This is a genomic window from Actinomadura sp. 21ATH (genome assembly GCF_041951345.1).
GTDB lineage: Bacteria > Actinomycetota > Actinomycetes > Streptosporangiales > Streptosporangiaceae > Spirillospora.
In genome coordinates this window covers 559,280-584,707 of the sequence record NZ_JBGNUR010000001.1, presented here as the reverse complement: position 1 = coordinate 584,707, position 25,428 = coordinate 559,280, and the positions used below count along the sequence as shown (strand labels likewise).

Annotated in this window: 20 protein-coding genes and 1 tRNA gene; 14 read left to right on the top strand and 7 right to left on the bottom strand. The window is 72.9% G+C overall.

What is annotated here, in order from left to right:
* Window positions 1-31: 31 nt before the first annotated feature.
* Entirely contained in the window at window positions 32-1,588 is a 1,557-nt protein-coding gene (locus ACA361_RS02925) for an MFS transporter (protein WP_375010192.1), read from the bottom strand.
* Window positions 1,585-2,181, bottom strand: a complete 597-nt coding sequence (locus tag ACA361_RS02920) for a TetR/AcrR family transcriptional regulator (protein ID WP_375010191.1) — start codon at window positions 2,179-2,181, stop codon at window positions 1,585-1,587. Before ACA361_RS02920 ends, ACA361_RS02925 begins: the two co-directional genes overlap by 4 nt.
* 197 nt (window positions 2,182-2,378) lie before the next feature.
* On the opposite strand from ACA361_RS02920, the gene mfd reads away from it, so the two are divergent.
* From mfd to ACA361_RS02895, 5 genes are all read left to right on the top strand, one after another.
* Complete coding sequence (gene mfd / locus ACA361_RS02915) at window positions 2,379-5,891, top strand: transcription-repair coupling factor (protein WP_375010190.1); 3,513 nt, start codon at window positions 2,379-2,381, stop codon at window positions 5,889-5,891.
* A 33-nt stretch (window positions 5,892-5,924) separates the two neighbouring features.
* Entirely contained in the window at window positions 5,925-6,587 is a 663-nt protein-coding gene (locus tag ACA361_RS02910; RefSeq protein ID WP_375010189.1) for a hypothetical protein, read from the top strand.
* A gap of 3 nt (window positions 6,588-6,590) precedes the next feature.
* Entirely contained in the window at window positions 6,591-7,616 is a 1,026-nt protein-coding gene (locus ACA361_RS02905) for a MazG family protein (protein WP_375010188.1), read from the top strand.
* A gap of 61 nt (window positions 7,617-7,677) precedes the next feature.
* Complete coding sequence (locus ACA361_RS02900) at window positions 7,678-10,125, top strand: penicillin-binding protein (RefSeq protein ID WP_375010187.1); 2,448 nt, start codon at window positions 7,678-7,680, stop codon at window positions 10,123-10,125.
* Between the two features lie 81 nt (window positions 10,126-10,206).
* Window positions 10,207-11,148 (top strand): NADP-dependent oxidoreductase, encoded by a 942-nt coding sequence (locus ACA361_RS02895; protein WP_375010186.1) that lies wholly within the window; start codon window positions 10,207-10,209, stop codon window positions 11,146-11,148.
* A 74-nt stretch (window positions 11,149-11,222) separates the two neighbouring features.
* Here the strand turns inward: ACA361_RS02895 and ACA361_RS02890 are convergent, their stop codons facing one another.
* Window positions 11,223-12,608: a sensor histidine kinase gene (locus tag ACA361_RS02890; protein ID WP_375010185.1), complete on the bottom strand. Its 1,386-nt coding sequence runs from the start codon at window positions 12,606-12,608 to the stop codon at window positions 11,223-11,225.
* 151 nt (window positions 12,609-12,759) lie between these two features.
* Complete coding sequence (locus tag ACA361_RS02885; protein WP_375010184.1) at window positions 12,760-13,698, bottom strand: sulfite exporter TauE/SafE family protein; 939 nt, start codon at window positions 13,696-13,698, stop codon at window positions 12,760-12,762.
* A gap of 324 nt (window positions 13,699-14,022) precedes the next feature.
* Here ACA361_RS02885 and eno point away from each other — a divergent pair, with 324 nt between their 5' ends.
* Genes eno through ACA361_RS02865 form a run of 4 tightly spaced genes read left to right on the top strand, consistent with a single transcriptional unit; the run spans window position 14,023 to window position 17,234 of the window.
* Window positions 14,023-15,306, top strand: a complete 1,284-nt coding sequence (gene eno / locus ACA361_RS02880) for a phosphopyruvate hydratase (RefSeq protein WP_375010183.1) — start codon at window positions 14,023-14,025, stop codon at window positions 15,304-15,306.
* 38 nt (window positions 15,307-15,344) lie between these two features.
* Window positions 15,345-15,767 (top strand): septum formation initiator family protein, encoded by a 423-nt coding sequence (locus tag ACA361_RS02875; RefSeq protein WP_375010182.1) that lies wholly within the window; start codon window positions 15,345-15,347, stop codon window positions 15,765-15,767.
* 34 nt (window positions 15,768-15,801) lie between these two features.
* Window positions 15,802-16,317 carry a DUF501 domain-containing protein gene (locus tag ACA361_RS02870; RefSeq protein ID WP_375010181.1) on the top strand — a complete coding sequence of 172 codons (516 nt, stop codon included), beginning with the start codon at window positions 15,802-15,804 and terminating at the stop codon, window positions 16,315-16,317.
* Window positions 16,314-17,234 carry an exopolyphosphatase gene (locus ACA361_RS02865; RefSeq protein WP_375010180.1) on the top strand — a complete coding sequence of 307 codons (921 nt, stop codon included), beginning with the start codon at window positions 16,314-16,316 and terminating at the stop codon, window positions 17,232-17,234. The genes ACA361_RS02870 and ACA361_RS02865 overlap by 4 nt, the downstream gene beginning before the upstream one ends.
* Here the strand turns inward: ACA361_RS02865 and ACA361_RS02860 are convergent.
* Window positions 17,231-17,965: a DUF2510 domain-containing protein gene (locus ACA361_RS02860; protein ID WP_375010178.1), complete on the bottom strand. Its 735-nt coding sequence runs from the start codon at window positions 17,963-17,965 to the stop codon at window positions 17,231-17,233. The genes ACA361_RS02865 and ACA361_RS02860 overlap by 4 nt on opposite strands.
* A gap of 164 nt (window positions 17,966-18,129) precedes the next feature.
* Here ACA361_RS02860 and ACA361_RS02855 point away from each other — a divergent pair, with 164 nt between their 5' ends.
* The 5 genes from ACA361_RS02855 to ACA361_RS02835 all read left to right on the top strand — a co-directional run bounded on the left by ACA361_RS02855 (window position 18,130) and on the right by ACA361_RS02835 (window position 23,302).
* Window positions 18,130-18,939: a uracil-DNA glycosylase gene (locus ACA361_RS02855; RefSeq protein ID WP_375010177.1), complete on the top strand. Its 810-nt coding sequence runs from the start codon at window positions 18,130-18,132 to the stop codon at window positions 18,937-18,939.
* 436 nt (window positions 18,940-19,375) lie between these two features.
* Window positions 19,376-20,764 (top strand): NAD(P)/FAD-dependent oxidoreductase, encoded by a 1,389-nt coding sequence (locus tag ACA361_RS02850; RefSeq protein ID WP_375010176.1) that lies wholly within the window; start codon window positions 19,376-19,378, stop codon window positions 20,762-20,764.
* A 23-nt stretch (window positions 20,765-20,787) separates the two neighbouring features.
* Window positions 20,788-22,086, top strand: coding sequence for a class I SAM-dependent methyltransferase (locus ACA361_RS02845; protein WP_375010175.1), 1,299 nt, complete (start codon window positions 20,788-20,790; stop codon window positions 22,084-22,086).
* Between the two features lie 198 nt (window positions 22,087-22,284).
* Window positions 22,285-22,357: transfer RNA gene (locus ACA361_RS02840), tRNA-Leu, on the top strand.
* 147 nt (window positions 22,358-22,504) lie between these two features.
* Window positions 22,505-23,302: a Bax inhibitor-1/YccA family protein gene (locus ACA361_RS02835; RefSeq protein ID WP_375010174.1), complete on the top strand. Its 798-nt coding sequence runs from the start codon at window positions 22,505-22,507 to the stop codon at window positions 23,300-23,302.
* A gap of 203 nt (window positions 23,303-23,505) precedes the next feature.
* Here the strand turns inward: ACA361_RS02835 and ACA361_RS02830 are convergent, their stop codons facing one another.
* Together ACA361_RS02830 and ACA361_RS02825 are read right to left on the bottom strand one after the other, a co-directional pair.
* Window positions 23,506-23,733, bottom strand: coding sequence for a DUF4287 domain-containing protein (locus tag ACA361_RS02830; RefSeq protein WP_375010173.1), 228 nt, complete (start codon window positions 23,731-23,733; stop codon window positions 23,506-23,508).
* A gap of 429 nt (window positions 23,734-24,162) precedes the next feature.
* Window positions 24,163-25,383, bottom strand: coding sequence for an acetyl-CoA C-acetyltransferase (locus ACA361_RS02825; RefSeq protein ID WP_375010172.1), 1,221 nt, complete (start codon window positions 25,381-25,383; stop codon window positions 24,163-24,165).
* Window positions 25,384-25,428: the final 45 nt, after the last annotated feature.

Sequence of the window (25,428 nt, the reverse complement as noted above, 5' to 3'; positions counted from 1 at the left end):
ACACGCCACGAGTCAACCCGCTCGGGGCGGGTCAGTGGTGGCCCGTTGAGACGTCCAGGTCGCTGGGGGCCAGGTACCAGACCAGTACGCCGGCGACGATCATCAGGGCTCCGCCGGCCAGGCTGGCGCCTTCCAGCGAGGTCGTGAACGCGGCCTGCGCCCGCGCCACCAGCTCGGCGCCGGCCGGGCCCGCGTGCCGGGCGACCTCCATCGCGCCGCCGATGGACTCCCGGGCGTCCGCGGCGGCGGCGCCGGTCACGCCCCGTTCCGCGAGCCAGGCGAACGACAGGTCGGCGCGGTACACGGCGGCGGCCACGCTGCCCAGGACGGCGACGCCGAGCGCCGACCCCAGCTCGTAGCTGGTCTCGTCCACGGCCGCGGCGCTGCCGGACTTCTCCGGCGGCGCCCCCACCATGATCACCGCGGAGGCGATGGCGAGCGAGCCCATCCCGGCGCCGACCAGCGCCAGCGCGATCGCGACCGTGACGTACGACAGCGGCCGCGGGCCGAAGGCCATCACCAGGTAGCCCGATCCGCTGACCACCAGGCCGCCGGCCAGCACCGTCCGGGTGCCGATCCGGCCGGCCAGCCACGGCGCCGCCGGTGACACGATCGCCGCGCCGATCGCGGCGGGCAGCAGCCGCACGCCCGCCTCCAGCGGGCCGTACCCCTCGACGAGCTGCATCCACTGGGCGAGCAGCAGCAGGACGGCCGCCACCGCCAGGCTCGTGCACAGCGCCGCGATCGCGCCGGCGGAGAACGCCCGCCGCCCGAACAGCCGGACTTCCAGGAGCGGGTTCGGGACGCGCAGGCACCACACCACGAACAGCGGCAGCAGCACGGCCGCGATCAGCGCCGCGACCAGGGCGCCCGCATCGTCGAAGCCCTCCTTGCCGAAGTGCTTGATGGCGTAGACGAGCGCGACCATGCCGGCGATCGACAGGACCGTTCCGACGGCGTCCCAGCGGCCCGGCCGCGGCGCCCGCGACTCGGGCAGCAGGAGCAGCCCCGCGACGATCGCGACGACCATGACCGGCACGTTCACCAGGAACGCCGAGTGCCAGCTGAAGTGTTCCAGCAGCGCGCCGCCGACGATCGGGCCGACGGCCGCGCCGACCGCCGCGGTCGCCGCCCAGACGCCGAGCGCGGTGGCGCGCTCCTTCGGGTCGGTGAACAGGTGGCGGATCATCGACAGCGTGGACGGCATGATCATCGCGCCGCCGAGGCCGAGCAGCGCCCGGATGGCGATCACCTGGTTCGCGCCGTCGGTGACGAGGATGCCCGCCGAGGCCAGCCCGAAGACGGTGAAGCCCGCCAGCAGCATCCGGCGGCGGCCCCAGCGGTCGCCGAGCGCCGCCACGGTGACCAGCAGGCCGGACACGACCAGCGCGTAGACGTCCACGATCCACAGCAGCTGCACCGAGTCCGGCCGCAGGTCGGCCGACATGGCGGGTAGCGCCACGTTCAGGATCGTGATGTCCATCGTGATGAGCAGCAGGCTCGCCGACAGCACGGCGAGCCCGGCCCAGCGGCGCGGGTGCGCCGGCGGCGGCACGGCCGCGCCCGCGCCCGGTTTCGTGATCGTCATGTCCCCGTCTCCGTCCCCGTTCCCGCGTCCCCGCCGGCGGGGCCGACGCCCCGCAGGAAGGTGGTGAGCAGCAGATCCTCGATGTCCCGGCGCGCGACGTTCCCGCTGCGGAGGGAGTCGCGCGCCCCGATGAGCAGGCCGTAAAGGGCGTCGCTGATCCACCGGGCCGGCAGCGCCGGGTTCAGCACGCCGGCGCGCTGCACGGCCTCGATGAACGCGAACCCGTCCTTCTCCAGGCGCTCGATCCAGGCCATCAGGTCGGGCGCTCCGTACACGAAGTGGTCGGTGAGCGCGAAGCCGTGCTCGTCGACCGTGTGGAGATACCCGTGGATCAGCTCGCGCATCGTCCGGGCCAGCAGTTCCGGGTCGCGGGACCGGCCGGCCTCGGCGAGCCCGACCTCCCGGTGGACCCGTTCCCATTCGCCCACGGCGCGCGTTCCCAGCCGGTGCAGCAGGGCCTCGCGGGTGGCGAAGTGCCGGTGCAGCGTCGCCCGGCTGATCCCGGCCGCCTCGGCGAGCTCGGTCATCGAGGCCGTCGGGTTCTCGTTCAGCCGCCGGGTGGCGGCCGCGAGGATCGCTTCTTCCTTGGTCATCTGAGCCAACCATGCCTTGTTTGCGACAGCACTGTCTCATTCTAAACACAGAAGTCGCGGTGGTGATCCCGTCCACGGAGCCGGGCCGGGGCGCGTAGGCTGGTAGAGGCACCGGGATCGGCGGAGGATCACCGGTCATTCGGGCTGCCTCGCACGACCGATGCGGGCGCCCGCCCGGCGGGGAGTTGCGGGCGAAGATGACCCTTAGCGGACTAGTTGACCTGGCGTGCACCGACCCTGAGCTGGAGCGCGCCCTCAAGCAGGCGCGCGTCGACCAGGACCTGGTCGCCCCGCCCTCGCTGTGGCCGATCCTCGCGTCGGCCCTGTCCCAGGCGGTCGGCGACGGCGTCGTGCTCGCGGTGACCGCCACCGGCCGCGAGGCCGAGGACCTGACCGCGGCCCTCAGCAGCCTGCTGGACCCGGGCCGGGTGGCGCACTTCCCGGCCTGGGAGACGCTGCCGCACGAGAAGCTGTCGCCGCGCTCCGACACCGTCGGGCAGCGGCTGGCCGTGCTGCGCCGGCTCGTCCACCCCGAGGTGAGCGAGGACGAGGGCGGGCCGGAGAAGTCCGGCCGCCTCAACGTCGTCGTCACCCCGGTACGGGCCGTGCTGCAGCCGATCGTGTCCGGCCTGGCCGACCTGGAGCCGGTCCGGCTGCGCGGCGGCGAGGACGCCGACCTCGACGACACCGTCCGCCGCCTCGTCGACGCCGGGTACCACCGCGTCGACCTGGTCGAGAAGCGCGGCGAGATCGCCGTGCGCGGCGGCATCCTCGACGTGTTCCCGCCCACCGAGGAGCACCCGCTGCGGGTGGAGTTCTGGGGCGACACCGTCGAGGAGATCCGCTACTTCAAGGCCGCCGACCAGCGCTCCCTGGAGGTCGCCCCCGACGGCCTGTGGGCGCCGCCGTGCCGCGAGCTGCCGCTGACCGAGGCGGTCCGCGAGCGCGCCCGGCTGCTGGCCGAGGAGCACCCCGCGCTGGAGGAGATCCTCGGCCGGATCGCCGACGGCGACACCGTCGAGGGCATGGAGGCGTTCTCGCCCGTCCTCGCCGAGCGGATGGAGCTGCTCACCGACCTGCTCCCGGACGGCTCCGCGCTGCTGGTGTGCGAGCCGGAGCGGATCCGCACCCGCTCGGTCGAGCTGGTCCGCACCAGCCAGGAGTTCCTGGAGGCCAGCTGGGTCAACGCCGCCGCGGGCGGGGAGGCCCCGATCGACCTGGGCGCGGCCGCGTTCCGCTCGCTGGAGGAGGTCCGCGAGCACACCGGCGAGCTGGGCCTCACCCGCTGGACGGTCACCGCTCTCAACCCCGAAGGCGAGGCGCTGAACCTCGGGGCGCACGCCGCCGAGGCGTACCGCGGCGACACCGCCCGCGTCGTCGGCGACCTCAAGGGCTGGATCGACTCCGGCTGGCGGGTCGCGCTGGTCACGCCCGGCCACGGCCCCGCCGAACGGCTCGTCCAGCTGGTCGGCGAGGAGGGCATCGGCGCGACCCTCACCGACCTGGCCGAACCGCCCCGCCCGGCGGTCGTCAGCGTCTCCACCGGCCTGCTGGAGAACGGCTTCACCTGGGAGTCGATCAAGCTCGCGGTGCTGACCGAGGCCGACCTGTCCGGGCAGAAGTCGTCCACCAAGGACGCCCGCCGGATGCCGTCGCGGCGGCGCGGCGGCGTCGACCCGCTCCAGCTGCGCGCCGGCGACTACGTCGTTCACGAGCAGCACGGCGTCGGCCGGTACGTCGAGATGGTCAGCCGCAACATCCAGGGCGCCACCCGCGAGTACCTCATCCTGGAGTACGCCAAGGGCGACAAGCTGTTCGTCCCGACCGACCAGCTCGAAGAGCTGACCCGGTACGTCGGCGGCGAGGCGCCCAGCCTGCACCGGCTCGGCGGCGCCGACTGGCAGAAGGCCAAGTCCCGGGCGCGCAAGGCGGTCAAGCAGATCGCCGGCGAGCTGATCCGGCTGTACTCCGCCCGGATGGCCAGCCCCGGGCACGCGTTCGCCCCGGACACGCCGTGGCAGCGCGAGCTGGAGGACGCGTTCCCGTACGTGGAGACGCCCGACCAGCTCGCCGCCATCGACGAGGTCAAGGAGGACATGGAGAAGCCGGTCCCGATGGACCGGCTGATCTGCGGCGACGTCGGCTACGGCAAGACCGAGATCGCGGTCCGCGCGGCGTTCAAGTCCGTCCAGGACGGCCGGCAGGTCGCCGTGCTGGTGCCGACGACGCTGCTCGTCCAGCAGCACATGTCGACGTTCTCCGAGCGGTTCGGCGCGTTCCCGGTCGTGGTGAAGCCGATCAGCCGGTTCCAGACCGACAAGGAGATCGAGGAGACGCTGCGCGGCCTGGCCGACGGCACCGTGGACGTCGTCGTCGGCACCCACCGGATCCTGTCGGCGCAGACCCGCTTCAAGAATCTCGGCCTGGTCATCATCGACGAGGAGCAGCGCTTCGGCGTCGAGCACAAGGAGGAGCTCAAGCGCCTCCGCACGCAGGTGGACGTCCTCGCGATGTCGGCCACGCCGATCCCGCGGACCCTGGAGATGGGCCTGACGGGCATCCGCGAGATGTCCACGATCCTCACCCCGCCCGAGGAACGGCACCCGATCCTGACGTTCGTCGGGCCGTACGAGGAGAAGCAGATCGCCGCCGCCATCCGGCGCGAGCTGCTGCGCGAGGGCCAGGTCTTCTTCGTCCACAACCGGGTCCGGTCGATCAACAAGGTCGCCGCGAACCTGGCGCGGCTCGTCCCCGAGGCGCGCATCGCGACCGCCCACGGCCAGATGAACGAGCAGGAGCTCGAGAAGGTCATGGTCGACTTCTGGGAGAAGAACTACGACGTCCTCGTGGCCACCACGATCGTCGAGTCCGGCCTGGACGTCCCCAACGCCAACACGCTCATCGTCGACCGCGCCGACATGTACGGCCTGTCGCAGCTCCACCAGCTGCGCGGCCGGGTCGGGCGCGGCCGCGAGCGCGCGTACGCGTACTTCCTGTACCCGCCCGAGGTGCCGCTCAGCGAGACCGCGCACGAGCGCCTCGCGACCCTCGCCCAGCACACCGAGATGGGCGCGGGCATGTACGTCGCGATGAAGGACCTGGAGATCCGCGGCGCCGGCAACATCCTGGGCGCCGAGCAGTCCGGCCATGTCGCGGGCGTCGGCTTCGACCTGTACGTCCGGATGGTCGGCGAGGCGGTGCGGGAGCTGAAGGAGGGCGGCGAGGGCGTCCCCGAGATGCCCGAGACCAAGGTCGAGCTGCCGGTGGACGCGCACCTGCCGCACGAGTACGTCCCCGGCGAGCGCCTCCGCCTGGACGCGTACCGCCGGATCGCCGCGATCACCTCCGACGACGAGATCGCCGGCGTGCACGAGGAGCTGAAGGACCGCTTCGGCCCGCTGCCGGTGCCCGTCCTCAACCTGCTGGAGGTCGCGCGGTTCCGCGCCAAGGCCCGCCGGGCGGGTCTCACGGAGGTCACCGTCCAGGGCAACTTCATCAAGTTCGCCCCGGTCGACCTGCCCGACTCGCGGCAGGTCCGCCTCCAGCGCCTGTACCCCAAGAGCGTGCTGAAGCAGAACGTGAAGACGCTCCTCGTCCCCACCCCGAAGACGGCCCCGCTCGGCGGCCGCCCGCTGCGCGACCAGGAGCTGCTGAAGTGGGCCACCGACCTGGTCGAGGCGCTGTTCCTCGAACCGGCGCGCAAGCCCTAGGCTGGCTGATCACCACCGACGAGACGAGGACCCGTGCCCGGTAGAACGATCAAGGTCGCGGCCGCCGCGCTGGCGGCGGTCGCCACGCTCGCCGCCTGCGGCGGCGGCCCGGTCAAGATGGGCGCCGCCGCCCTCGTCGGCGACGAGCGCATCGCCACCGCCACCCTCGACCAGGCGGTCGTCGACTGGCGCCGCGAGTTCCGCGCCGACCAGCGCGCCAACCAGATCCGCGCCGCCAACGAGCCGCGCGGCGGCGGTGGCGAGCCGCTGGTGCAGTCCGACCCGCGCCGGGCCCTGGACATGCTGGTCTACTTCCGCATCGGCGACGAGGTCGCCCGCCGCAACGGCATCACCGTCACGGGCGGGCAGGTCGACGGGCTGACCGGCGAGCTCGACCGCCGGGTCGGCGCCGCCTCCCTCACCCGGGCGCAGGGCCTGCCCGGCCGGTACGCCCCGGACCTGGCCCGCGTCTCCCTGGTCCAGCAGCTGCTCGCGCAGAAGCTCGGCGCGACCCCCGGCCCCGCCGCCACGCAGCAGAACGCGATCGTCCAGCAGCAGATCAGGCAGCGGTTCGTGGAGACCGCGCGGTCGATGAAGATCAAGATCAATCCGCGCTTCGGCACGTTCGACCCGTCCACCATCACCATCAACGCAGGCACCCCCCGCCTGTCCGGCACCGAATCGGGTACCCGCTGATCCATGAGCGCCAAGTCGTCCCGCAAGAACACCGTGAAGAACGCCAAACCACAGGTCAAGCCCGGTCTGGTGCTGCTCGCCAGCTCGCACCGGGTGGCGCCCGGGCTGCTGACGTGGCGGGCCTGGGAGACGCTGCGGTCGGCGGGCCGGGTGCTGGCGGGGAGCGGTGAGCATCCGCTGCTGCCGTACGTGCTGGACGCGGGCGTGGCCGTCGAGGTGACCGAGGCGGTGGCCCGGGAACTGGTGGACGCGGCGCGCGGCGAACGGGTCGTGTGGCTCGCGGCGCAGGACGGCGACGAGCGGCTGATGCGGGAGATCGGCCGGATCGCCGTGGAGGAGCCGCTCGACATCGAGGTGCTGCACGGGTCGTACGACCTGCCGGGCGCCCGGCTGCTGGACCTGGTGTCGGTGATGGACACGCTGCGGCGCGAGTGCCCGTGGGACCGGGAGCAGACGCACGAGTCGCTCGTCCGGTACCTGCTGGAGGAGTCGTACGAGGTCGCCGAGACCATCGAGGAGGGCGACCTCGGCGCGCTGCGCGAGGAGCTGGGCGACGTGCTGATGCAGGTCGCGTTCCACTCGGTGGTGGCGTCGGAGCGGGACGACGAGACGGCGTTCACGATCGACGACGTGGCGGGCGGGATCGTCGACAAGCTCGTCCGGCGGCATCCGCACGTGTTCGCGGACGTGGCCGTGTCGGGGGCCGACGAGGTCAACGCGAACTGGGAGCAGATCAAGGCGGCCGAGCGGGCCGCGAAGGACGGCGGCGAGGCGTCCGCGCTGGACGGGGTGCCGATGGGGCAGCCCGCGCTGTCGCTGGCCGCGCAGCTCCAGCGGCGGGCCGGGCGGATCGAGGCGCCGGCGGAGCTGTTCCCCGCCGGGGACGGCGTCGGCGAGCGGCTGTTCGAGCTGGTGCGGCGGGCGCGGGACGAGGGCCGCGACCCGGAAGCGGAATTGCGGGCGATCTCCCGGGTATTCCGGGATCGTGTCCGGGCCTGGGAACGGGAGCAGAGCGTCCAGGACGGGTGATCTAGCCCGAAAGATCGCGCTATGGGTGGTCGGGAGGGCGGCGCCCGTCTACTCTGAGCGCGTGCAGCCTGAGGCCCAGGATGACCCCGAGGACGGCGATGCCGGGCTCTGGCGTCCGGCCGAGGCGGGGCCCGTCACCGGGGCCGACCGGGCGCGGGCGATCCGCGGGCTGGGCAAGTTCAGCCTGCTGGCGGGGGTGCTCGTCGCGCTGATCGCGCTGCCGGCCGCGTGCGCGACCGGGCTCGGCGCGCGGGACGCGGCCGACTGGTTCCAGACCGATCCGGAGGACCTGAGCACGGCGGGCGTGCCGCAGCGGTCCCGGATCCTGGCGGCCGACGGCAGCGTGCTCGCGACGTTCTTCTTCGAGAACCGGGTGAACGTCCGGCTCGACCAGGTCGCCCCGGCCGCCCGCAAGGCGGTGCTGGCGATCGAGGACAGCCGGTTCTACGAGCACGGCGCGCTCGACTCCAAGGGCACGCTGCGGGCGCTGGTCAGCAACCTGGACTCCGGCGAGGTCACGCAGGGCGGGTCGGGCATCACCCAGCAGTACGTGAAGAACCTGCTGTTCACCCAGGCCGAGTCGGAGGAGGAGCAGGCCGCGGCCAAGGAGGTCAGCGCCGCGCGCAAGATCCGCGAACTGCGGTACGCGGCCGCGATGGAGCGCCGGTTCTCCAAGGACGAGATCCTCGCCCGGTACCTGAACATCGCCTACTTCGGCGGCGGCGCGTACGGCATCGAGACGGCCTCCCGGCACTTCTTCTCCAAGCCCGCGTCGCGGCTGACGCTGCCGGAGGCGGCGCTGCTGGCCGGGGTGATCCGGCTCCCGTACGCGTACGACCCGGTGAAGCGCCCGGACGCCGCCCGCGAGCGCCGCAACCTGGTGCTGGACCGGATGGCCGACCTGGGCTGGCTGCCGCGGGCGGAGGCGGACGCCGCGATGCGGGCGCCGCTCGGGCTGCGCATCAAGGAGACCAAGAACGGCTGCGTGACCAGCGTCGCGCCGTTCTTCTGCGACTACGTGCAGCGCGAGATCCTCACCGATCCCGTCTTCGGCAAGACGGCCGAGGACCGGGAGGAACTGCTGAAGCGGGGCGGGCTGACGATCCGCACCACGCTCGACCGGCAGACGCAGAAGGCCGCCCAGCGCGCCGTCGACCGGCACGTGCCGCGCAAGAACTCGGCGGGGAAGGCGGCGGCCGAGGCGCTGGTCGAGCCCGGCACCGGCGAGATCAAGGGCATGGTCGTGGACCGCAAGCTGGGCTCGGACAGGGAGCGCGGCAAGACCTGGATCAACTTCGCCGCCGACGCCAGCCACGGATCCAGCATCGGCATGCAGGCGGGGTCGACGTTCAAGGCGTTCACGCTCGCCGCCGCGCTGGAGGAGGACATGCCGTTCGGCACCCGGCTGATGGCGCCGCGGCGGTTCACGCCGACCGGGTTCCGCAACTGCGACGGCGATCCGGTGAACAGCGGCGACAGCCTGCGCAACTCCGCCGACGGCGAGGGCGGCAAGATGTTCAGCCTGGTCACCGGGACGCACCACTCGGTGAACACGTTCTTCCTCGCGCTGGAACGCGAGGTCGGGCTGTGCGACACGGTCAAGATGGCCGAGAAGCTCGGCATGAAGCAGGCCAACGGCAAGCCGATGGAGCAGTTCCCGTCGTTCACGCTCGGGTTCAACCAGGTGTCGCCGCTGCGGCTGGCCGCCGCGTACGCCGCGTTCGGCGCCCGCGGCGAGTACTGCGAGCCGATCGCGATCAAGTCCATCACCGACTCCACCGGCGGGAAGCTGAAGGTGCCGAGCGCCCGCTGCAAGCAGGTGATCGACAAGGGCGTCGCGGACGCCGTCAACCACGTGCTGAGCGGCGTGCTGTCCAAGGGCACCGCGCGCGGCATGGGGATCGGCCGCCCGGCGGCCGGCAAGACCGGGACCGTCGACAACTTCTCGGCCGCCTGGTTCGCCGGGTACACGCCCGACCTGGCCGCCGCGGTCTGGGTCGGCGACCCGCGCGGCGGCTACAAGTACCCGATGACGAGCCTGTGCATGGACGGCACCTGCTACGGGTCCGTCTTCGGCGCGACGATCCCCGCGCCGATCTGGCGGGAGAGCATGGCGGGCGCGCTCGCGGGACGGGACGCGTCCTCGTTCCGCCGGCCGCCGTCGCACTACTTCAGCAAGGGCTCCGGCGAGGACCGCGCGCGGCTGCCCGACGTCCGCGGCATGGACGTCCGGGACGCGATCGAGCGGCTGCGCAGGGCCGGCTTCCGGGCGAGCGTCGGCGGCCCCGTCCGCTCGGAGTACCCGAAGGGCACGGTGGCGGAGATGTCGCCCGGCCCCGGCGAGGCCGAGCCGGGGACGAGCGTCACGCTGCGGCCGAGCCGCGGCGGCGGCGGCCGGGACGGCGAGCCGGACGACGACGATCCGCCGCGCCCGCCCGACCCCGGGCCGAACGACCCGGCCCCCATCCCCGTACCACCGGTCACACCGCTGCCCAGACCGGGCGCCTGACAGCCGCGACTCGCGGGCCGACCGGCAGAGTTGTGTGACGCGCCGCACTTCGGGTAGATCATCCGGTCGGGGGGAGACGTCATGCGCAGCATCGCCATCACCGAGATCGGAGGGGCCCCGGCCCAGCTGAACCTGCCGGAGCCCGAACCCGGGCCCGCGGAGTCCCGGGTCCGGATCATCGCGGCCGGGCTCAACCCGCTGGACTGGAAGATCGCCGACGGGATGCTCAAGGACTCCGTCGCGTACTCCTTCCCGCTCATCCTCGGCGTGGACGGCGCCGGCGTGGTCGACGAGGCCGGCCCGGACGCCCGGTTCGGGATCGGCGAGCAGGTCTTCGGCCGGTTCTCCGGCGTGCCGCGCGGGCTCGGCACGTACGCCGAGTACGCCATCGCCGCCGAGGACGACGCGGTGATCCCGATGCCGGACGGCATGCTCTACACCCAGGCCGCCGCGCTGCCGACCGCCGGCATGACCGCCGTCCAGGTCGTCGACGAGGCCGGGGCCGGCGCGGGGACGAGCGTCCTGGTCGTCGGCGCCACCGGGGGAGTGGGCCGGCCCGCCGTCAGCCTCGCCGCGAGCCGCGGCGCCACCGTGATCGCCACCGCCCGCGCCGACGCGGCGGACGCGATCCGCGGGCTGGGCGCCGCCGAGACCGTCGACCACGGCCGCGGGAACCTGGCCGACCAGGTGCGCGCCGTCCACCGGGACGGCGTCGACGCCGTCATCGACCTGGTCGGCGACCGCGCGGCGACCGAGCGGCTCGTCCCGCTGCTCAAGCCCGGCGGCACCTACGTCAGCACGGTCTGGGCGCTGAACACCGACGCGCTGGAGGCCCAGGACATCCGCGGCGTCAACGTCCAGTCCACCCCCACGCCCGAGCTGCTGGAACGCGTCGTGGAACTCGTCCAGACCGGCGGCATGCGCGTCGACGTGGAGCAGGAGATCCCGCTGGCGCGGGCGCCCGAGGCCCTCGCCCGCAGCCGCGAGGGCGGCGCCCGCGGGAAGACCGTGATCCGCGTCTGACCACCCGGCCGCGCGCCCGTTCTCCAGCTCAGCCACGCGCCGGAGGTGTGGGGGTATGGGGACGCCCCACCACATCAGGCAGGCAGGCGCAGGAGGAAGCGCGCGCCGGGGCGGCCGTCGGGGCGGTCGGTGAGGACGAGCGTCCCGCCGTGGGCCAGCGCGATGTCGCGGGAGACGGCCAGGCCGAGGCCGGTGCCGCCGGCGTCGCGGTGGCGGCCCTCGTGCAGGCGGGAGAAGCGCTCGAACACCCGCTCCCGGTCGGCGGCGGCGATGCCGGGGCCATCGTCGCTCACCTCCAGTACGGCGGACCCGTCCGGGTCCCTCCGCACGCGGACGGCCACCGCGCTGTCCGCGTGCCGGTCGGCGCTGTCGAACAGGTTGGACAGCAGCCGCCCCAGCTCGGCGCGCCCGCCCCGGACGACCACCTCGTCGCCGTCGGTCACCGAGAACCGGTTGCGCCGGGTACGGCGCATGACCTCCTGGTCGGCCAGCGCGTGCAGGTCGACCGGCTCCCGGGGGAAGTGCGGGTCGCTCTCCAGGCGGGCGATGGCGAGCAGGTCGTCCAGCACGGCGTGCAGCCGGTCGGTGTTGACGAGCACGGCCTCCAGCGTCTCGTACGGCTCGGACGCGTCGGGGTCCGACAGCGCCAGCTCCAGCTCCATCCGCAGCCCGGTCAGCGGGCTGCGCAGCTCGTGGGAGACGTCGGAGACGTAGCCGCGCAGCCGCGCCACCGCGCCCTCCAGCCGGTCCAGGGTGGCGTTCACGCTCTCGGCGAGCCGGGCGATCTCGTCGCGGTGGGCCGGGACGGGGACGCGGCGCTGCAGGTCGGTGGCGGTGATCTCGTCCAGCTCGGCGCGCATCGCGGCGACGGGCACGAGCATCCGTCCCGCCGCGCGCCAGACGCCGTACCCGGTCAGCCCGCCCAGCATCGGCACGGCGGCCATGAGCAGGACGGTCAGGCCGGCGCCGGGCAGCAGCCCGGGGTAGGGCGCCAGCGCGTAGATGATCTGCCGTCCGTCGGCGGCGCCGATCGAGATGGCGACGACCATGTGGCAGCGCCCGCCGGGGGCGTCGATCCGGCAGCTGCGCCCGTCGCGGCGCCCCTCGTGCTGGGCGGGCGGCGGGAAGTCGACCCGCGGGTAGCCGATCATCCGGGCGCTGGCCGAGATCACCCGTCCCTCGGCGTTGACGACCTGGATGAGCTCGGACCCGATGGCGCGCGGGGCGAGCCGGCCGTCCTGCGCCACCACGATCACCCGGCCGGCGGCCTGGGCCAGTTCCAGCCGCGTGTGGGCGACCTCCTCGCGGTACAGCAGCAGGAGGACCAGGGCGGACACCAGGGAGGCGATCAGCCCGGACAGCACCGCGGCCAGCACCGCCAGCCGCGCGCGGATGGACGGCGCGGGCAGCAGCCGCTCGCGCGCCCACCGGCGCGCCGCCGACCCGGAATCCGCCCTCACCGCACCGGCGTTCCCCGGAGCGGGTCAACGCGAGCCTGTATCGGGGCCAACAGCCCGTCATGCGGGAGCACGGCGGCGCGTCGGCAGCACATCGGAAGCGCGGGGGGCGGCCCCGGCCGCGGGCCGGGGCCGCCCTCCGCGGAACGGGGCGTCAGGGGGCCGGGGCGGCGGCCCTCTCGGCGGCCGGGGGCTCTTCGGGGGCCGGCGCGGCGGCCTTCTCCAGGGCCTGGGCCTCGCGGTGCTTCTTCACGGAGTAGGCGAGGGCGGCGGCCCACACGGCGTAGATGACGGCGTAGACGGCGTACCGGACGCCGTCGGAGGCGTCGATCCAGTCGCTCTTCAGGAGCGTGCGGGTGTTGGTGAGGATGATGATCCCGCCCACCGCGCTGCCGAGGACGCGCGGCGGGACGTGCCGGACGAGCCAGGCCGCGATCGGGGCGGCGATCACGCCGCCGATCAGCAGCGCGGCGACCCAGGCGAAGTCGATGTTCTCGGAGCCGATGCCGACCAGGAAGCCGATGCTGGCGGCGACGGCGACGAGGAACTCGCTGGTGTCGATGGAGCCGATGGTCTTGCGCGGCTCCAGCCGGCCGCTGGCCAGGATGGCGGGGGTGCCGACGGGGCCCCAGCCGCCGCCCCCGGTGGAGTCGACGAAGCCCGCCACCACGCCCAGCGGGGCCAGGAACCGCTTGCGCAGCGGCTGTCCCAGCCGGTCGGTGCGCAGCCCGCGGACGGTGAACCGGACCAGGATGTACACGCCCAGCGCCAGCAGGATGATCGACATCAGCGGTGCGGCGGTCTCGGTGGACAGCCCGGACAGGAACGTGGCGCCGGCGAACGCGCCGATCGCGCCGGGCACGCCGATCTTGGCGACGACCTTCCAGTCGACGTTGCCGAACTTCCAGTGCGAGACGCCGGAGACGAGCGTGGTGCCGATCTCGGACAGGTGGACGGTGGCCGAGGCGGCGGCCGGGTTGGTGCCGATGGCCAGCAGCAGCGTGGAGGAGGTCACGCCGTAGGCCATGCCGAGGCTGCCGTCGACGAGCTGGGCGCCCAGGCCGACCAGGGCGAGCAGAACGAGTCTTCGCACGATTCACCACCAGGGGGTTGAGGGGCGCGGGGCTGGAACCGGAGGTGGGCCGGCCGGGGGCGTTCCCTGTATTTCCTACTAAACAAGTTTGGTTGGTTCTCTAAGTAGACAATGTCGACAATGCCCACGTCAAGCCGTGGCCGGGGCAGGACGGGGTGTCCGCCGACTATGGGTGGTTCGCTCCGAGAAGGGCGGTTCTGGCGGAACGGCGTGCCAGTTGGTCCGGCCCCGGGCCGCGCGGATAGGCTCGGGTGCTGAACGCCCGCGCGGGACCCCGCCGGGCCGTCCAGCTTCACCGCCGAGCACCAGAACAGGGAGATGCCCGTGTCGTCGATCGAGGCCGTACTCGCCCGGGAGATCCTCGACTCCCGCGGCAACCCGACCGTCGAGGTCGAGGTGCTGCTCGCCGACGGGACCGAGGCGCACGCCGCGGTGCCCAGCGGCGCCTCCACCGGCCAGTTCGAGGCCGTCGAGCTGCGCGACGGCGGCGAGCGCTACGGCGGCAAGGGCGTCCGCAAGGCGGTCAAGGCCGTCAACGACACCATCGACGAGCGGCTGGTCGGCTACCCGGCCACCGAGCAGCGCCTGATCGACTCGCTGCTGCTCGACCTCGACGGCACCCCCGCCAAGTCGGAGCTGGGCGCCAACGCCATCCTCGGCGTGAGCCTGGCGGTCGCCAAGGCCGCCGCCGAGTCGTCCGGCCTGCCGCTGTTCCGCTATGTCGGCGGCCCCAACGCGCACCTGCTGCCGGTGCCGATGATGAACATCCTCAACGGCGGCGCGCACGCCGACAGCAACGTCGACGTCCAGGAGTTCATGGTCGCGCCGATCGGCGCGCCGACGTTCTCCGACGCGCTGCGCTGGGGCGCCGAGACGTACCACGCGCTCAAGGCCGTCCTGAAGGGCAAGGGCCTCAACACCGGCCTCGGCGACGAGGGCGGCTTCGCCCCCGACCTGCCCAGCAACCGCGCGGCGCTCGACCTGATCATGGAGGCGATCCGCAAGGCCGGCTTCACCCCCGGCCGCGACATCGCCCTCGCCCTGGACGTGGCCGCCACCGAGTTCCACGCGGACGGCGTGTACGAGTTCGAGGGCGCCAAGAAGTCGGCCGACGAGATGGCCGCCTACTACGCCGAGCTGCTCGACGCCTACCCGATGGTCTCCATCGAGGACCCGCTGGACGAGGAGGACTGGGCCGGCTGGGAGTCGCTGACCGCCGCCGTCGGCGGGAAGGTGCAGCTGGTCGGCGACGACCTGTTCGTCACCAACCCCGAGCGGCTCGCCCGCGGCATCGGCTCCGGCGCCGCCAACGCGCTGCTGGTCAAGGTCAACCAGATCGGCACCCTCACCGAGACCCTGGACGCGGTCACCCTCGCCCAGACCAGCGGCTACCGCTGCATGATGAGCCACCGGTCCGGCGAGACCGAGGACACCACGATCGCCGACCTCGCCGTGGCCACCAACTGCGGCCAGATCAAGACCGGCGCCCCGGCTCGCAGCGACCGCGTCGCCAAGTACAACCAGCTGCTGCGCATCGAGGAGCTGCTGGGCGACGCGGCCCGCTACGCCGGCGCCGCCGCCTTCCCCCGCTTCGACGGGGAGGGCTGACCCGCCGTCCGCACCGCCGACCGACGAGAGGGCCCGCCGTGGCGAAGGGCGACGACGACCGTACCGACACCCGGGGGGCCCGCGCGGGCAACCCCGCGCTGACCAGCCGTGCCGCGATCCTGGCGGTCGTGGTCTGCGCGATCGCGCTGAGCCTCGCCTACCCGGTACGGGAGTACGTGGCGCAGCGCCGGCAGATCGCCGAGCTCAAGCAGAAGGAGCGGGTCGCGCGGCAGCAGGTGGAGGAACTGACGCTGCGCAAGCAGCGGCTCGGCGAAGAGTCGTACATTAAACGGGAGGCGACGCGCCGGCTCCACTACTGCGAGCCGGGCGCGCGCTGCTACGTGGTCCTCGACGGCGGCGGGGACGGCGGGCAGCGGCCTCGGCAGGACGGCCGCACCGAGCGGCCGCCGTGGTACGAGACGCTGTGGCGGTCGGTGGAGGCCGCCGACAAGTCGCGCTAGACCCGTGGCCGAGACCGCGGGTGGGGACACACGAATGATCGACAAGACCGACGAGGCCGCGATCGCGGCCCAGCTGGGGCGAACCCCGCGCGGCGTGCGCGCGGTGGCGTACCGCTGCCCGTGCGGCTCGCCCGCGGTGATCGAGACCGCGCCGCGGCTGCCGGACGGCACGCCGTTCCCGACCCTCTTCTACCTGACGTGCCCGAAGGCCGCCTCGGCCATCGGCACGCTGGAGGGGGACGGCCGCATGCGCCGCATGCAGGAGCGGCTCGCCGAGGACCCGGAGCTGCGCGCGGCCTACGCCGCCGCGCACGAGGACTACCTGCGGCGCCGCGACGAGGCCGCCCGCGACGAGGGCATGGCGCCGCTGCCCGAGGGCACCCAGAGCGCCGGCGGCATGCCCGAGCGGGTCAAGTGCCTGCACGCGCTCGTCGCGCACGAGCTGGCGGTCCCCGGCGCCAACCCGTTCGGCCGCGAGGCGCTGGACGCGCTGCCCGAATGGTGGCGGAACGGTCCCTGCGTCACCCCCGACCCCGAGGAGGCTCGATGACGCGCGTCGCCGCCGTCGACTGCGGGACCAACTCCGTCCGCCTGCTGATCGCCGACATCGCCGACGGGACGCTGACCGACGTCGAGCGCCGGATGGAGATCGTCCGGCTCGGCCAGGGCGTGGACGAGACCGGCCGCCTCGCGCCCGAGGCGCTGGAGCGCACGTTCACCGCCATGCGCGCGTACGCCGGGCTGATCGAGCGGCACGGCGCCGAGAAGACCCGCGTGGTCGCCACCAGCGCGACCCGCGACGCCGCCAACCGGAACGACTTCGTCACCGGCGTCGTCGACATCTTCGGCGTCGTCCCCGAGGTGATCACCGGTGACGAGGAGGCGGAGCTGTCGTTCACCGGGGCCACCCGGGAGCTGGCCGCGCTGCGCCCGCCGCGCCCGTACCTGGTCGTCGACATCGGCGGCGGCTCCACCGAGTTCGTGCTCGGCAGCGCCTCGGCCGAGGCGGCCCGCTCGGTCGACATCGGCTGCGTCCGGCTGACCGAGCGGCACCTGCGCGACGGCGACCCGCCGTCCCCCGAGATGATCACCTCGGCGGTGGCCGACATCGACACCGCGCTGGCGCACGTCCGCGAGACCGTCCCGGTGGACGAGGCGCGCACCCTCGTCGGCCTGGCCGGCTCGGTCACCACGGTCGCCGGGATCGCGCTCGGCCTGGACGCCTACGAGCCCGACCGCATCCACCTGTCTCGCATCACCGCCGCGCAGGTCCACGACGTCACCCGCGACCTCCTGCACGCGACCCGGGAGGAGCGCGCCGCGATCGGCGTCATGCACCCCGGCCGCGTCGACGTGATCGGCACCGGCGCGCTGATCCTGGACCGGATCATGCGCGAGTACGGCTTCGGCGCCGTCGTGGTCAGCGAGCACGACATCCTCGACGGCATCGCCTGGTCGCTGGTCTAGCGGCGGGCCTTCAGCGTCGTCAGCAGCGCGGGGATCAGCACCGCGTTGGGGTTCTGCTGCGGGACGTACAGCACGGGAGCCGTGCTGCTGGACTGCTGGATCCACACCCGGCCGTTCTCGATCACGGCACCGGAGATCGCCGACCAGCTCAGCGACACCCGGTCCCCGCGCACCCCGCCCGGGTGGACGGTCAGCCCCTGCGCCACGTCGATCGACTCGCCGTCCAGCACCCGCCGCGCCAGCTCCTGCACCAGCCGCGGCTCGGCCCGCGTCCGCCCGAGATCGACCAGATGCGTCCACACCCGCTCGGCGCCGCCGCCGCCCGGCCCGTGCACGGTCGTGGCCGAGTCCTCGATGACCACCTCGACCCGCGGCCCGCCGTGGAACGGATGCCGCCCCACCTGGAAGATCCACTGGAGCCCGCCGCCCTGCCCGTACGGCGCGCTGGCCGTCCAGTAGGCAGTCCACTCCACGTGCGCCCAGGGGAGCGACGCGCTCCCGTACGCCACCACGTGCTCGTCCGCGTGCAGCAGCGCCCCGCGCACGGTGGCGTCGAGCCCCCTCACCGCCTCGTACTGCTGGACGGGCGCCTGCTGGTACTGCTGGACGGGCTGCCGCTCCCGCCGCGGCCCCGGGGGCTGCGGGTTGAGGTGCTCGGTCCAGTGCTGCCCGTTCCACCAGCGCAGGCTGCTACTGCCCTGGGGATCGGGATACCAGCCTGGCTGGGACAAGGCGCGCCTCCGCTTCGCATGGATTCGCCTCCCCGAGCGGCGAACCGCATCGTACCGAGCGATGTGACGGATCACCGTCCCGAAACGGTTCCGGAGGCTGTCCACATACGGCACGTTTCACCGGTCCAAGGGCGGCCGGCGCCGGCATGCGAAGATCGGGAGTCATGACGAATCCGAGGTTCGTGCCGCCCGGCACGGGCTGGCCCGAAGACCCGGCGGCCCCCGCCACCCCCGTGGCCCACGACCCGCAGGAGGTGGTGGACCTGGCCCGGGCCGCCCCGGACCTGGCGGACCTCTGCGCCCGCCAGTCCGTCTGCCGCGCCTGCGACCGCCTGGTCGAGTGGCGGGAACGGGTGGCGGTGGAGCGCCGCCGCGCGTTCGCCGGCGAGGACTACTGGGGCCGCCCGGTCGCCGGCTGGGGCGACCCGCAACCCAAGATCATGATCGTCGGCCTGGCGCCCGCCGCCCACGGCGGCAACCGCACCGGCCGCATCTTCACCGGCGACCGCTCCGGCGACTGGCTGTTCGCGTCCCTGCACCGCGTCGGCCTCGCCGCCCAGCCGACCAGCGTGCGCGCCGGCGACGGCCAGCGCCTCATCGGCGCCCGGATGGCCGCCGCCGTCCGCTGCGCCCCGCCCGCCAACAAGCCCACCCCGGCCGAACGCACCACCTGCCTCCCCTGGCTGGCCCGCGAGATCGCCGACGTGTCCCCGTACGTCCGCTGCGTGGTGACCCTCGGCGGCTTCGCCTGGCAGGCGGCCTGGCCCGCCCTCAAGCAGGCCGGCTACGAGCTTCCCCGCCCCCGCCCGCCGTTCGGCCACGCCGCCGAACTGGAGATCACCTCGCCCGCCGGCGAGAAGGTCACCATGCTCGGCTGCTACCACCCCAGCCAGCAGAACACCTTCACCGGCCGAGTGACGGAACGGATGCTCGACGACCTCTTCACCACGGCGAAGGCCCGCGCCGATATGTGATGTAGTTCACAGAACGCCGGGCTGACCGCCTCGGCCACGTGCTGAAGTGGTCGCGGTCCCGAGGCGTTGCGATCGCGTCCGAAGGCGGCTGCGAGCGAAGCGAGCATCTGATCGTCGAGCGAGCCCCTGGGCGAGTCGAGACGATGCAGCGATCGCTGCAGTGCCCGCCGAAGGAGGGCCTTCAAGGCCCGACGCCAAGGGCGATGCAATGAGTAAGGCAGAGTCAGGGCCTGGCCCAGCGGCCGTGCCGGTCGCGCTCCCCGCGGCGTTCCGGCGGTCCGGCCGCTGGGCGCCCCCGTCGGGCCCTGGCTCTGCCGTTCATCGGATACATCCTGTGTGATGCACCCTGGGACGGAGTTGTTCGCCTGATACGTGGGGTTTTTAGAGAAAGATCCCGATGGGTGATCTGTGGAGCTGAGCGGGTACCGCTCCGGACATGTCTGCTGCACGTTCCTCGGATTCCGCCAAGCGCATCGTGATCGTCGGCGGCGGTTACGTCGGCATGTACACCGCTCTGCGCCTCCAGAAGAAGCTGCGGCGCGAGCTGAGACGGGGCGAGGTCGTCGTCACCGTCATCGAGCCCCAGTCGTACATGACCTACCAGCCCTTCCTGCCGGAGGCGGCGGCGGGCAACCTGGAGCCGCGGCACGTCGTGGCGCCGATCCGGCGCGTGCTGCGCCGCTGCCAGATCCTGAACGGCCACGTCACCCGCCTCCGGACCGCCGACCGGAAGGTGCTGTTCTGCCCGGCCGGGGCGGAGCGGGCCGGCGGCACCCAGGAGATCCGGTACGACCACCTCGTGGTGGCGGCCGGGTCGGTCTCGCGGACGCTGCCGATCCCGGGCCTGGCCGAGTGCGGCATCGGCTTCAAGACCGTGGAGGAGGCGATCCACCTCCGCAACCACGTGATCCGGCAGCTCGACATCGCCTCCTCGCTCACCGCGCCCGGCAGCGGCACCGGTGATGCCGCGGCGGACGAGCGGGCCCGCCGGAAGGCGCTGACGTTCGTGTTCGTCGGGGCCGGGTTCGCCGGCATCGAGGCGCTCGGCGAGCTGGAGGACATGGCCAGGGACGCCTGCAAGTGGTACCCGAACATCGAGGCCGCCGACATGCGCTGGGTCATGGTCGAGGGCACCGGCCGCATCCTGCCCGAGGTCGGGCCGGAAATGGGCCGGTGGACGCTGGAGGCGCTGCGCCGCCGCGGCATCGAGATCAAGCTGAACACGCTGCTGAAGTCCGCGGAGGACCGGCACATCGTGCTGAGCGACGGCGAGGAGTTCGACGCCGGGACGCTGGTGTGGACGGCGGGCGTCAAGGCCCACCCGGTGGTCGGGCAGGGCGATCTGCCGCTGACCGACAAGGGGCAGATCAAGGCGACCGCCGAGCTCACCGTGGACGGGCTCGACCGGGTGTACGCGGCGGGCGACAACGCCGCCGTCCCCGACGTCACCTCCGAGGGCGACTACTGCGCGCCCAACGCCCAGCACGCCGTACGGCAGGCCAAGCGGCTGGCGGACAACATCGTGGCCGACCTGCGCGGGAAGCCCCGCAAGCAGTACGAGCACGCCTACGTCGGCTCGGTGGCCGGTCTCGGCCTGCACAAGGGCGTGGCCAACGTGTACGGCATCAAGCTGCGCGGATTCCCCGCCTGGTTCATGCACCGCACGTACCATCTGTCCAGGATGCCGACGACCAACCGTAAGATCCGGATCACGGCTGACTGGACGCTCGCCGCGTTCTTCCGGCGCGAGATCGTCTCGCTCGGCGAGATCGAGTCGCCGCACGAGGAGTTCGAGCTGGCGGCCGGCCGGCGGCAGCCCGGGTGACCGCGGCCGGAGGGGAGGTGCCGATGCCGGCGTACGACGGCGTCGCCTCCCGGCTGGCCCCGCTGCTGGTGAGGATCCTGCTGGGCGAGGAGGCCCCGGCGGGGGACGAGGGCGCCGCCGCCGGCCTGCCGATCCGCGTCCGCGCCTGGGACGGCAGCGTCGTCGGCCCGCCCGGCGCGCCCGAGTTCGTGCTGCGGCACCGCCGGGCGCTGCGCCGGCTGCTGTGGAAGCCCGGCGAGATGGGCCTGGTCCGCGCGTACGTGGCGGGCGAGCTCGACATCGAGGGCGACGTCTTCGCCGCCCTGGGCGCCGTCCAGCGGGTGATGCGCGGCGGCGACGAGCCGATCCGGCTGAGCAGCGACGACAAGCGCGAGATCGTCCGGACCGCGGTGATGCTCGGCGCCGTCGGGCCCGAGCCCAAGCCGCCGCCCGAGGAGTTCCCGGCCGGCCGCCGCGGCGAGCACGCGGGGCCGCTGGGGGAGTCCGCCGCGTTCTTCGACCGCATGCTCGGCCCGACCATGGCGCACTCCGGCGGCCTGTGGGACGAGGCCGTGGACCTCGACGAGGCGCAGCGGACCGCGCTCGCCGAGGCCGCCGAGCTGCTCGGCGCCGCGCCGGGCGCGCGGGTCCTCGACCTCAACGCCGGCTGGGGCGCGCTGGCCTGCCACCTCGCCGGACGGCACGGCGCCCGCGTCGTCGCGCTGGCCCGTACCGAGGGGCAGGCCGAGCACATCGCCGCCCGCGCCGAGGAGGCCGGGGTGGCCGACCGGGTCGAGGTGCGCGGCAGGGACCTGGACGGCGCCGGCGGCGGCCCGTACGACGCGGTCGCCGCCCTGGCCGGGCTCGCCGGGGCGGAGTCGCTGGACCGCGCCGTGCCCCGGCTGTACGAGCTGCTCGCGCCGGGCGGCCGGCTGCTGGTCCAGCAGCCCGTCCGGCGGCCCGGCCCGCACCATGTCCGGCGCACGTTCACCACGAGCTACGTGTTCCCCGAGGACGGCGAGCTGGTGACGCTCGGCGAGCTGGTCACCGCGCTGGAGGACGCCGGGCTGGAGGTCCGCGGCGTCGGGGCGCGGCGCGAGCACCACGCCCGCACGCTGCGCGCGTGGGCGGCCAACCTGACGCGGCACTGGGACGAATGCACCGAACTGGCCGGTCCCGGCCGGGCCCGCGTCTGGCTGCTCTATCTGGCGGCGTCGGCGCTGGCCTGCGAGAGCGGCCGGATCGGCGTCCACGAAATACGTGCCATTCGCCGGGACCGTGACGGTCGGGCCGGAACCACCCTGGTCGAGGGCCGGGCCGTCCAGGGATTCGCGGCGCCATGAACAGCGCGGACAGCCGTACCGGGCGAGCCTTTTTACGGTAGAACGCGCCGTGAACGGGAAATATCACTCCGTGCGCTGACCTGGACAGGCGGACCGGAGCCGCGCCGCGCCGCCCGCCATGGCACGAGTCGGCAGAAATGCGGTCTCGGTCGAATATCGCATGGCGTTACGTGCAATGGGTCCAGGTATGATTACGCCGCCCCTGTAGCCCAATGGCAGAGGCGGGCTCCCTAAAAGAGCCATTGTGTCGGTTCGAGTCCGACCGGGGGCACAGCAGCGCGCCGGCCGGCGCCCGGCCAGGGCGCCGGCCGCCCGCGACCGCACGCGGGGCCGGCCGATACCCGGCCGTCACGCTACAGGAACCTCTTCGCACCCTTACACGTCTACACTGATCAGAAAGCCACAGTGGAGGCAACCGATGGAGAGCAGAAACCCCGCCTTCAGGGGCAACGCCTTCGGGCGGCAGGGCGGCGGGTACGGTACGCCCCCGGCCGAGCAGCTCAACGAGATGTACAACGCCCCCTCCTACGCCCCGCCGGCCGTCCGGCCGATGACCATCGACGACGTCGTGGTCCGCGGGTTCCTGACCCTCGCCACGCTGATCGTCACGGCGGCGCTGTCCTGGGTGCTGATCCCGGCGTCGCTGACCATCCCGGTGCTGGCGGTCGCGATCATCGCCCAGCTCGGCGTCTGGGCGTTCATCACCTTCGGCCGGAAGGCCAACGCCGCGACGGTGATCACCTTCGCCGCCCTCTACGGCGTCATGGTCGGCATCGTCAGCCATGCCTATAACGACCTCTACCACGGTGTCGTCTTCCAGGCCGTGATCGGCACCGCGCTCGCGTTCGGCGCGATGCTCGCCGTCCATACGCTGCGGATCATCCGCGTCACGCCGAAGTTCACCCGGTTCGTCATCGCCGCCGGCTTCGGCCTGATGGGCCTGATGCTGGTCAACCTGCTCGTCCAGGTCTTCGGCCCGGACAGCGGCATCGGCATCCGCGACCCCAGCAACCCGATGGCGTACGTCTTCAGCGTCGTCGCCCTCCTGGTCGGCTGCTTCTTCCTCCTCCTCGACTTCGACTCGATCGAGCAGGGCGTGAAGCAGGGCGCCCCGGAGAAGTTCGCCTGGTACTGCGCGTTCGGCCTGGTGCTGAGCCTGGTGTGGATCTACCTGGAGATGCTGCGCCTGCTGTCGTACTTCAGCGGCCGCGACTGAGCGCCGCCCAACGAGCGATCAGCCCCTGCCGGTACGAGCGGCAGGGGCTGATCTGTATGTCGCGGGACGGGCTCGCGGCCAGGGCCGTACCGGCTCTGCGGACGGCGGCGGGGTGGAACCGCTGGCCGGCCGCGTCGCACGCGACACATCCGGGGTCGCAGGGCGCCTGCCCTGGTCCTCCGTGCGTCTGAGGTCGTCTTGCGTCAGTAATGACGGGCGCGGCGGGCGCGTTCGTGCTCGCGCACCAGGGCCGCGGCGTAACCATGCGAGAGGCCGTGCTCGTCGGCGAGCCAGTTGCTCCGCTCGTCGCAGCGGACGAAGCTCGGACCGGCCTCGATGGTGGTGAACCACTCGGGGATGTCACGTCCTGTGACTTGCGGAATGCGGGCGATGAGCTTGCTGTGCGTCTCCGGCGAGTGGTTCAGGGACAATTGGCACCTCCAGGTCGAGGGGCTGCTCTTCCTGCCGACTCTGCAACATGACCTGGGATGTGACAAGGCCCTAACGGGGACCTATCCGCGACGTTACGTGGATCATTCGGAACGTGACGGTCCGCGAGAACGCCCAGGTGGCCCGGACGGAGATCGTCCGGACCACCCGCGAAAGGATCGCCATCCGCTCGTTGCTGTTTCTAGCTGAGGCGCTCGGTGCCCGTGGTCGCGCCTCAGCTATCCGCTCGTCCCTGTTTCCAGCTGAGGCGCTCGGTGCTCATGGTCGCGCCTCAGCTATCCACTCGTCCCTGTTTCCAGCTGAGGCGCTCGGTGCTCATGGTCGCGCCTCAGCTATCCGCTCGTTCCTGTTTCCAGCTGAGGCGCTCGGTGCTCATGGTCGCGCCTCAGCTATCCGCTCGTTCCTCGCTCCTAGCTGAGGCGCTCCAAGACCATGGCCATGCCCTGGCCGCCGCCCACGCACATCGTCTCCAGACCGAACTGCTTGTCGTGGAACGCGAGGCCGTTGATCAGCGTCGAGGTGATCCGGGCGCCGGTCATGCCGAACGGGTGGCCGACCGCGATCGCGCCGCCGTTGACGTTCAGCTTGTCGAGGTCGATGCCGAGGTCCTCGGCCGAGGGCAGCACCTGCGCGGCGAACGCCTCGTTGATCTCGACCAGGTCGATGTCGTCGATCGTCATGCCGGCCTTGGCCAGCGCCTTGCGGGACGCCTCGACCGGACCCAGCCCCATGATCTCGGGGGACAGGCCGGTGACGCCGGTGGACACGATCCGGGCCAGCGGCGTGATGCCCAGCTCGGCGGCCTTGGTGTCGCTCATGACGACGACCGCGGCGGCGCCGTCGTTCAGCGGGCAGCAGTTGCCGGCGGTGACCGTCCCGTCCGGGCGGAACACCGGCTGGAGCTGCGACACCTTCTCGTACGAGGTGCCCGGCCGCGGGCCGTCGTCCTTGCTGACCACGGTGCCGTCGGGCAGCGTGACCGGCGTGATGTCCTTCTCCCAGAACCCGTTCTCCAGCGCCTTCTCGGCGAGGTTCTGCGAGCGGACGCCGAACTCGTCCTGCGCCTGCCGGGAGACGCCCCGGATCTGCGCCACGTTCTCGGCGGTCTGGCCCATCGCGATGTAGACGTCGGGCAGCGCGCCGTCCTCGCGCGGGTCCCGCCAGACCTCGGCGCCGCCCTCGGCGCGCTTGGCCGTACGGGCCGCGGCGTCCGCGAACAGCGGGTTCTGGGTGTCGGGCAGGCCGTCGCTGCTGCCCTTGGCGAACCGGCTGACGGTCTCCACGCCGGCGGACACGATCACGTCGGCCTCGCCAGCCTTGATCGCGTGCAGCGCCATCCGGGTGGTCTGCAGCGAGGACGAGCAGTAGCGGGTGACGGTCGCGCCGGGCACGCCGTCCCAGCCCAGCAGGGTCGCGACGACCCGGGCCTGGTTGTAGCCCTGCTCACCGCCCGGCAGGCCGCAGCCGAGCAGCAGGTCGTCGATCTGCGACGGGTCGAGCTGCGGGACCTTGGCCATCGCGGCCGTGACCATCTGCGCGGTGAGATCGTCGGGCCGCATGTCCTTCAGCGAGCCCTTGAACGCGCGCCCGATCGGCGACCGCGCGGTTGCGACGATGACTGCCTCGGCCATGGTGAGGATCTCCTGTCTGGGTGACCTGTTCTCGGCGATCTGACC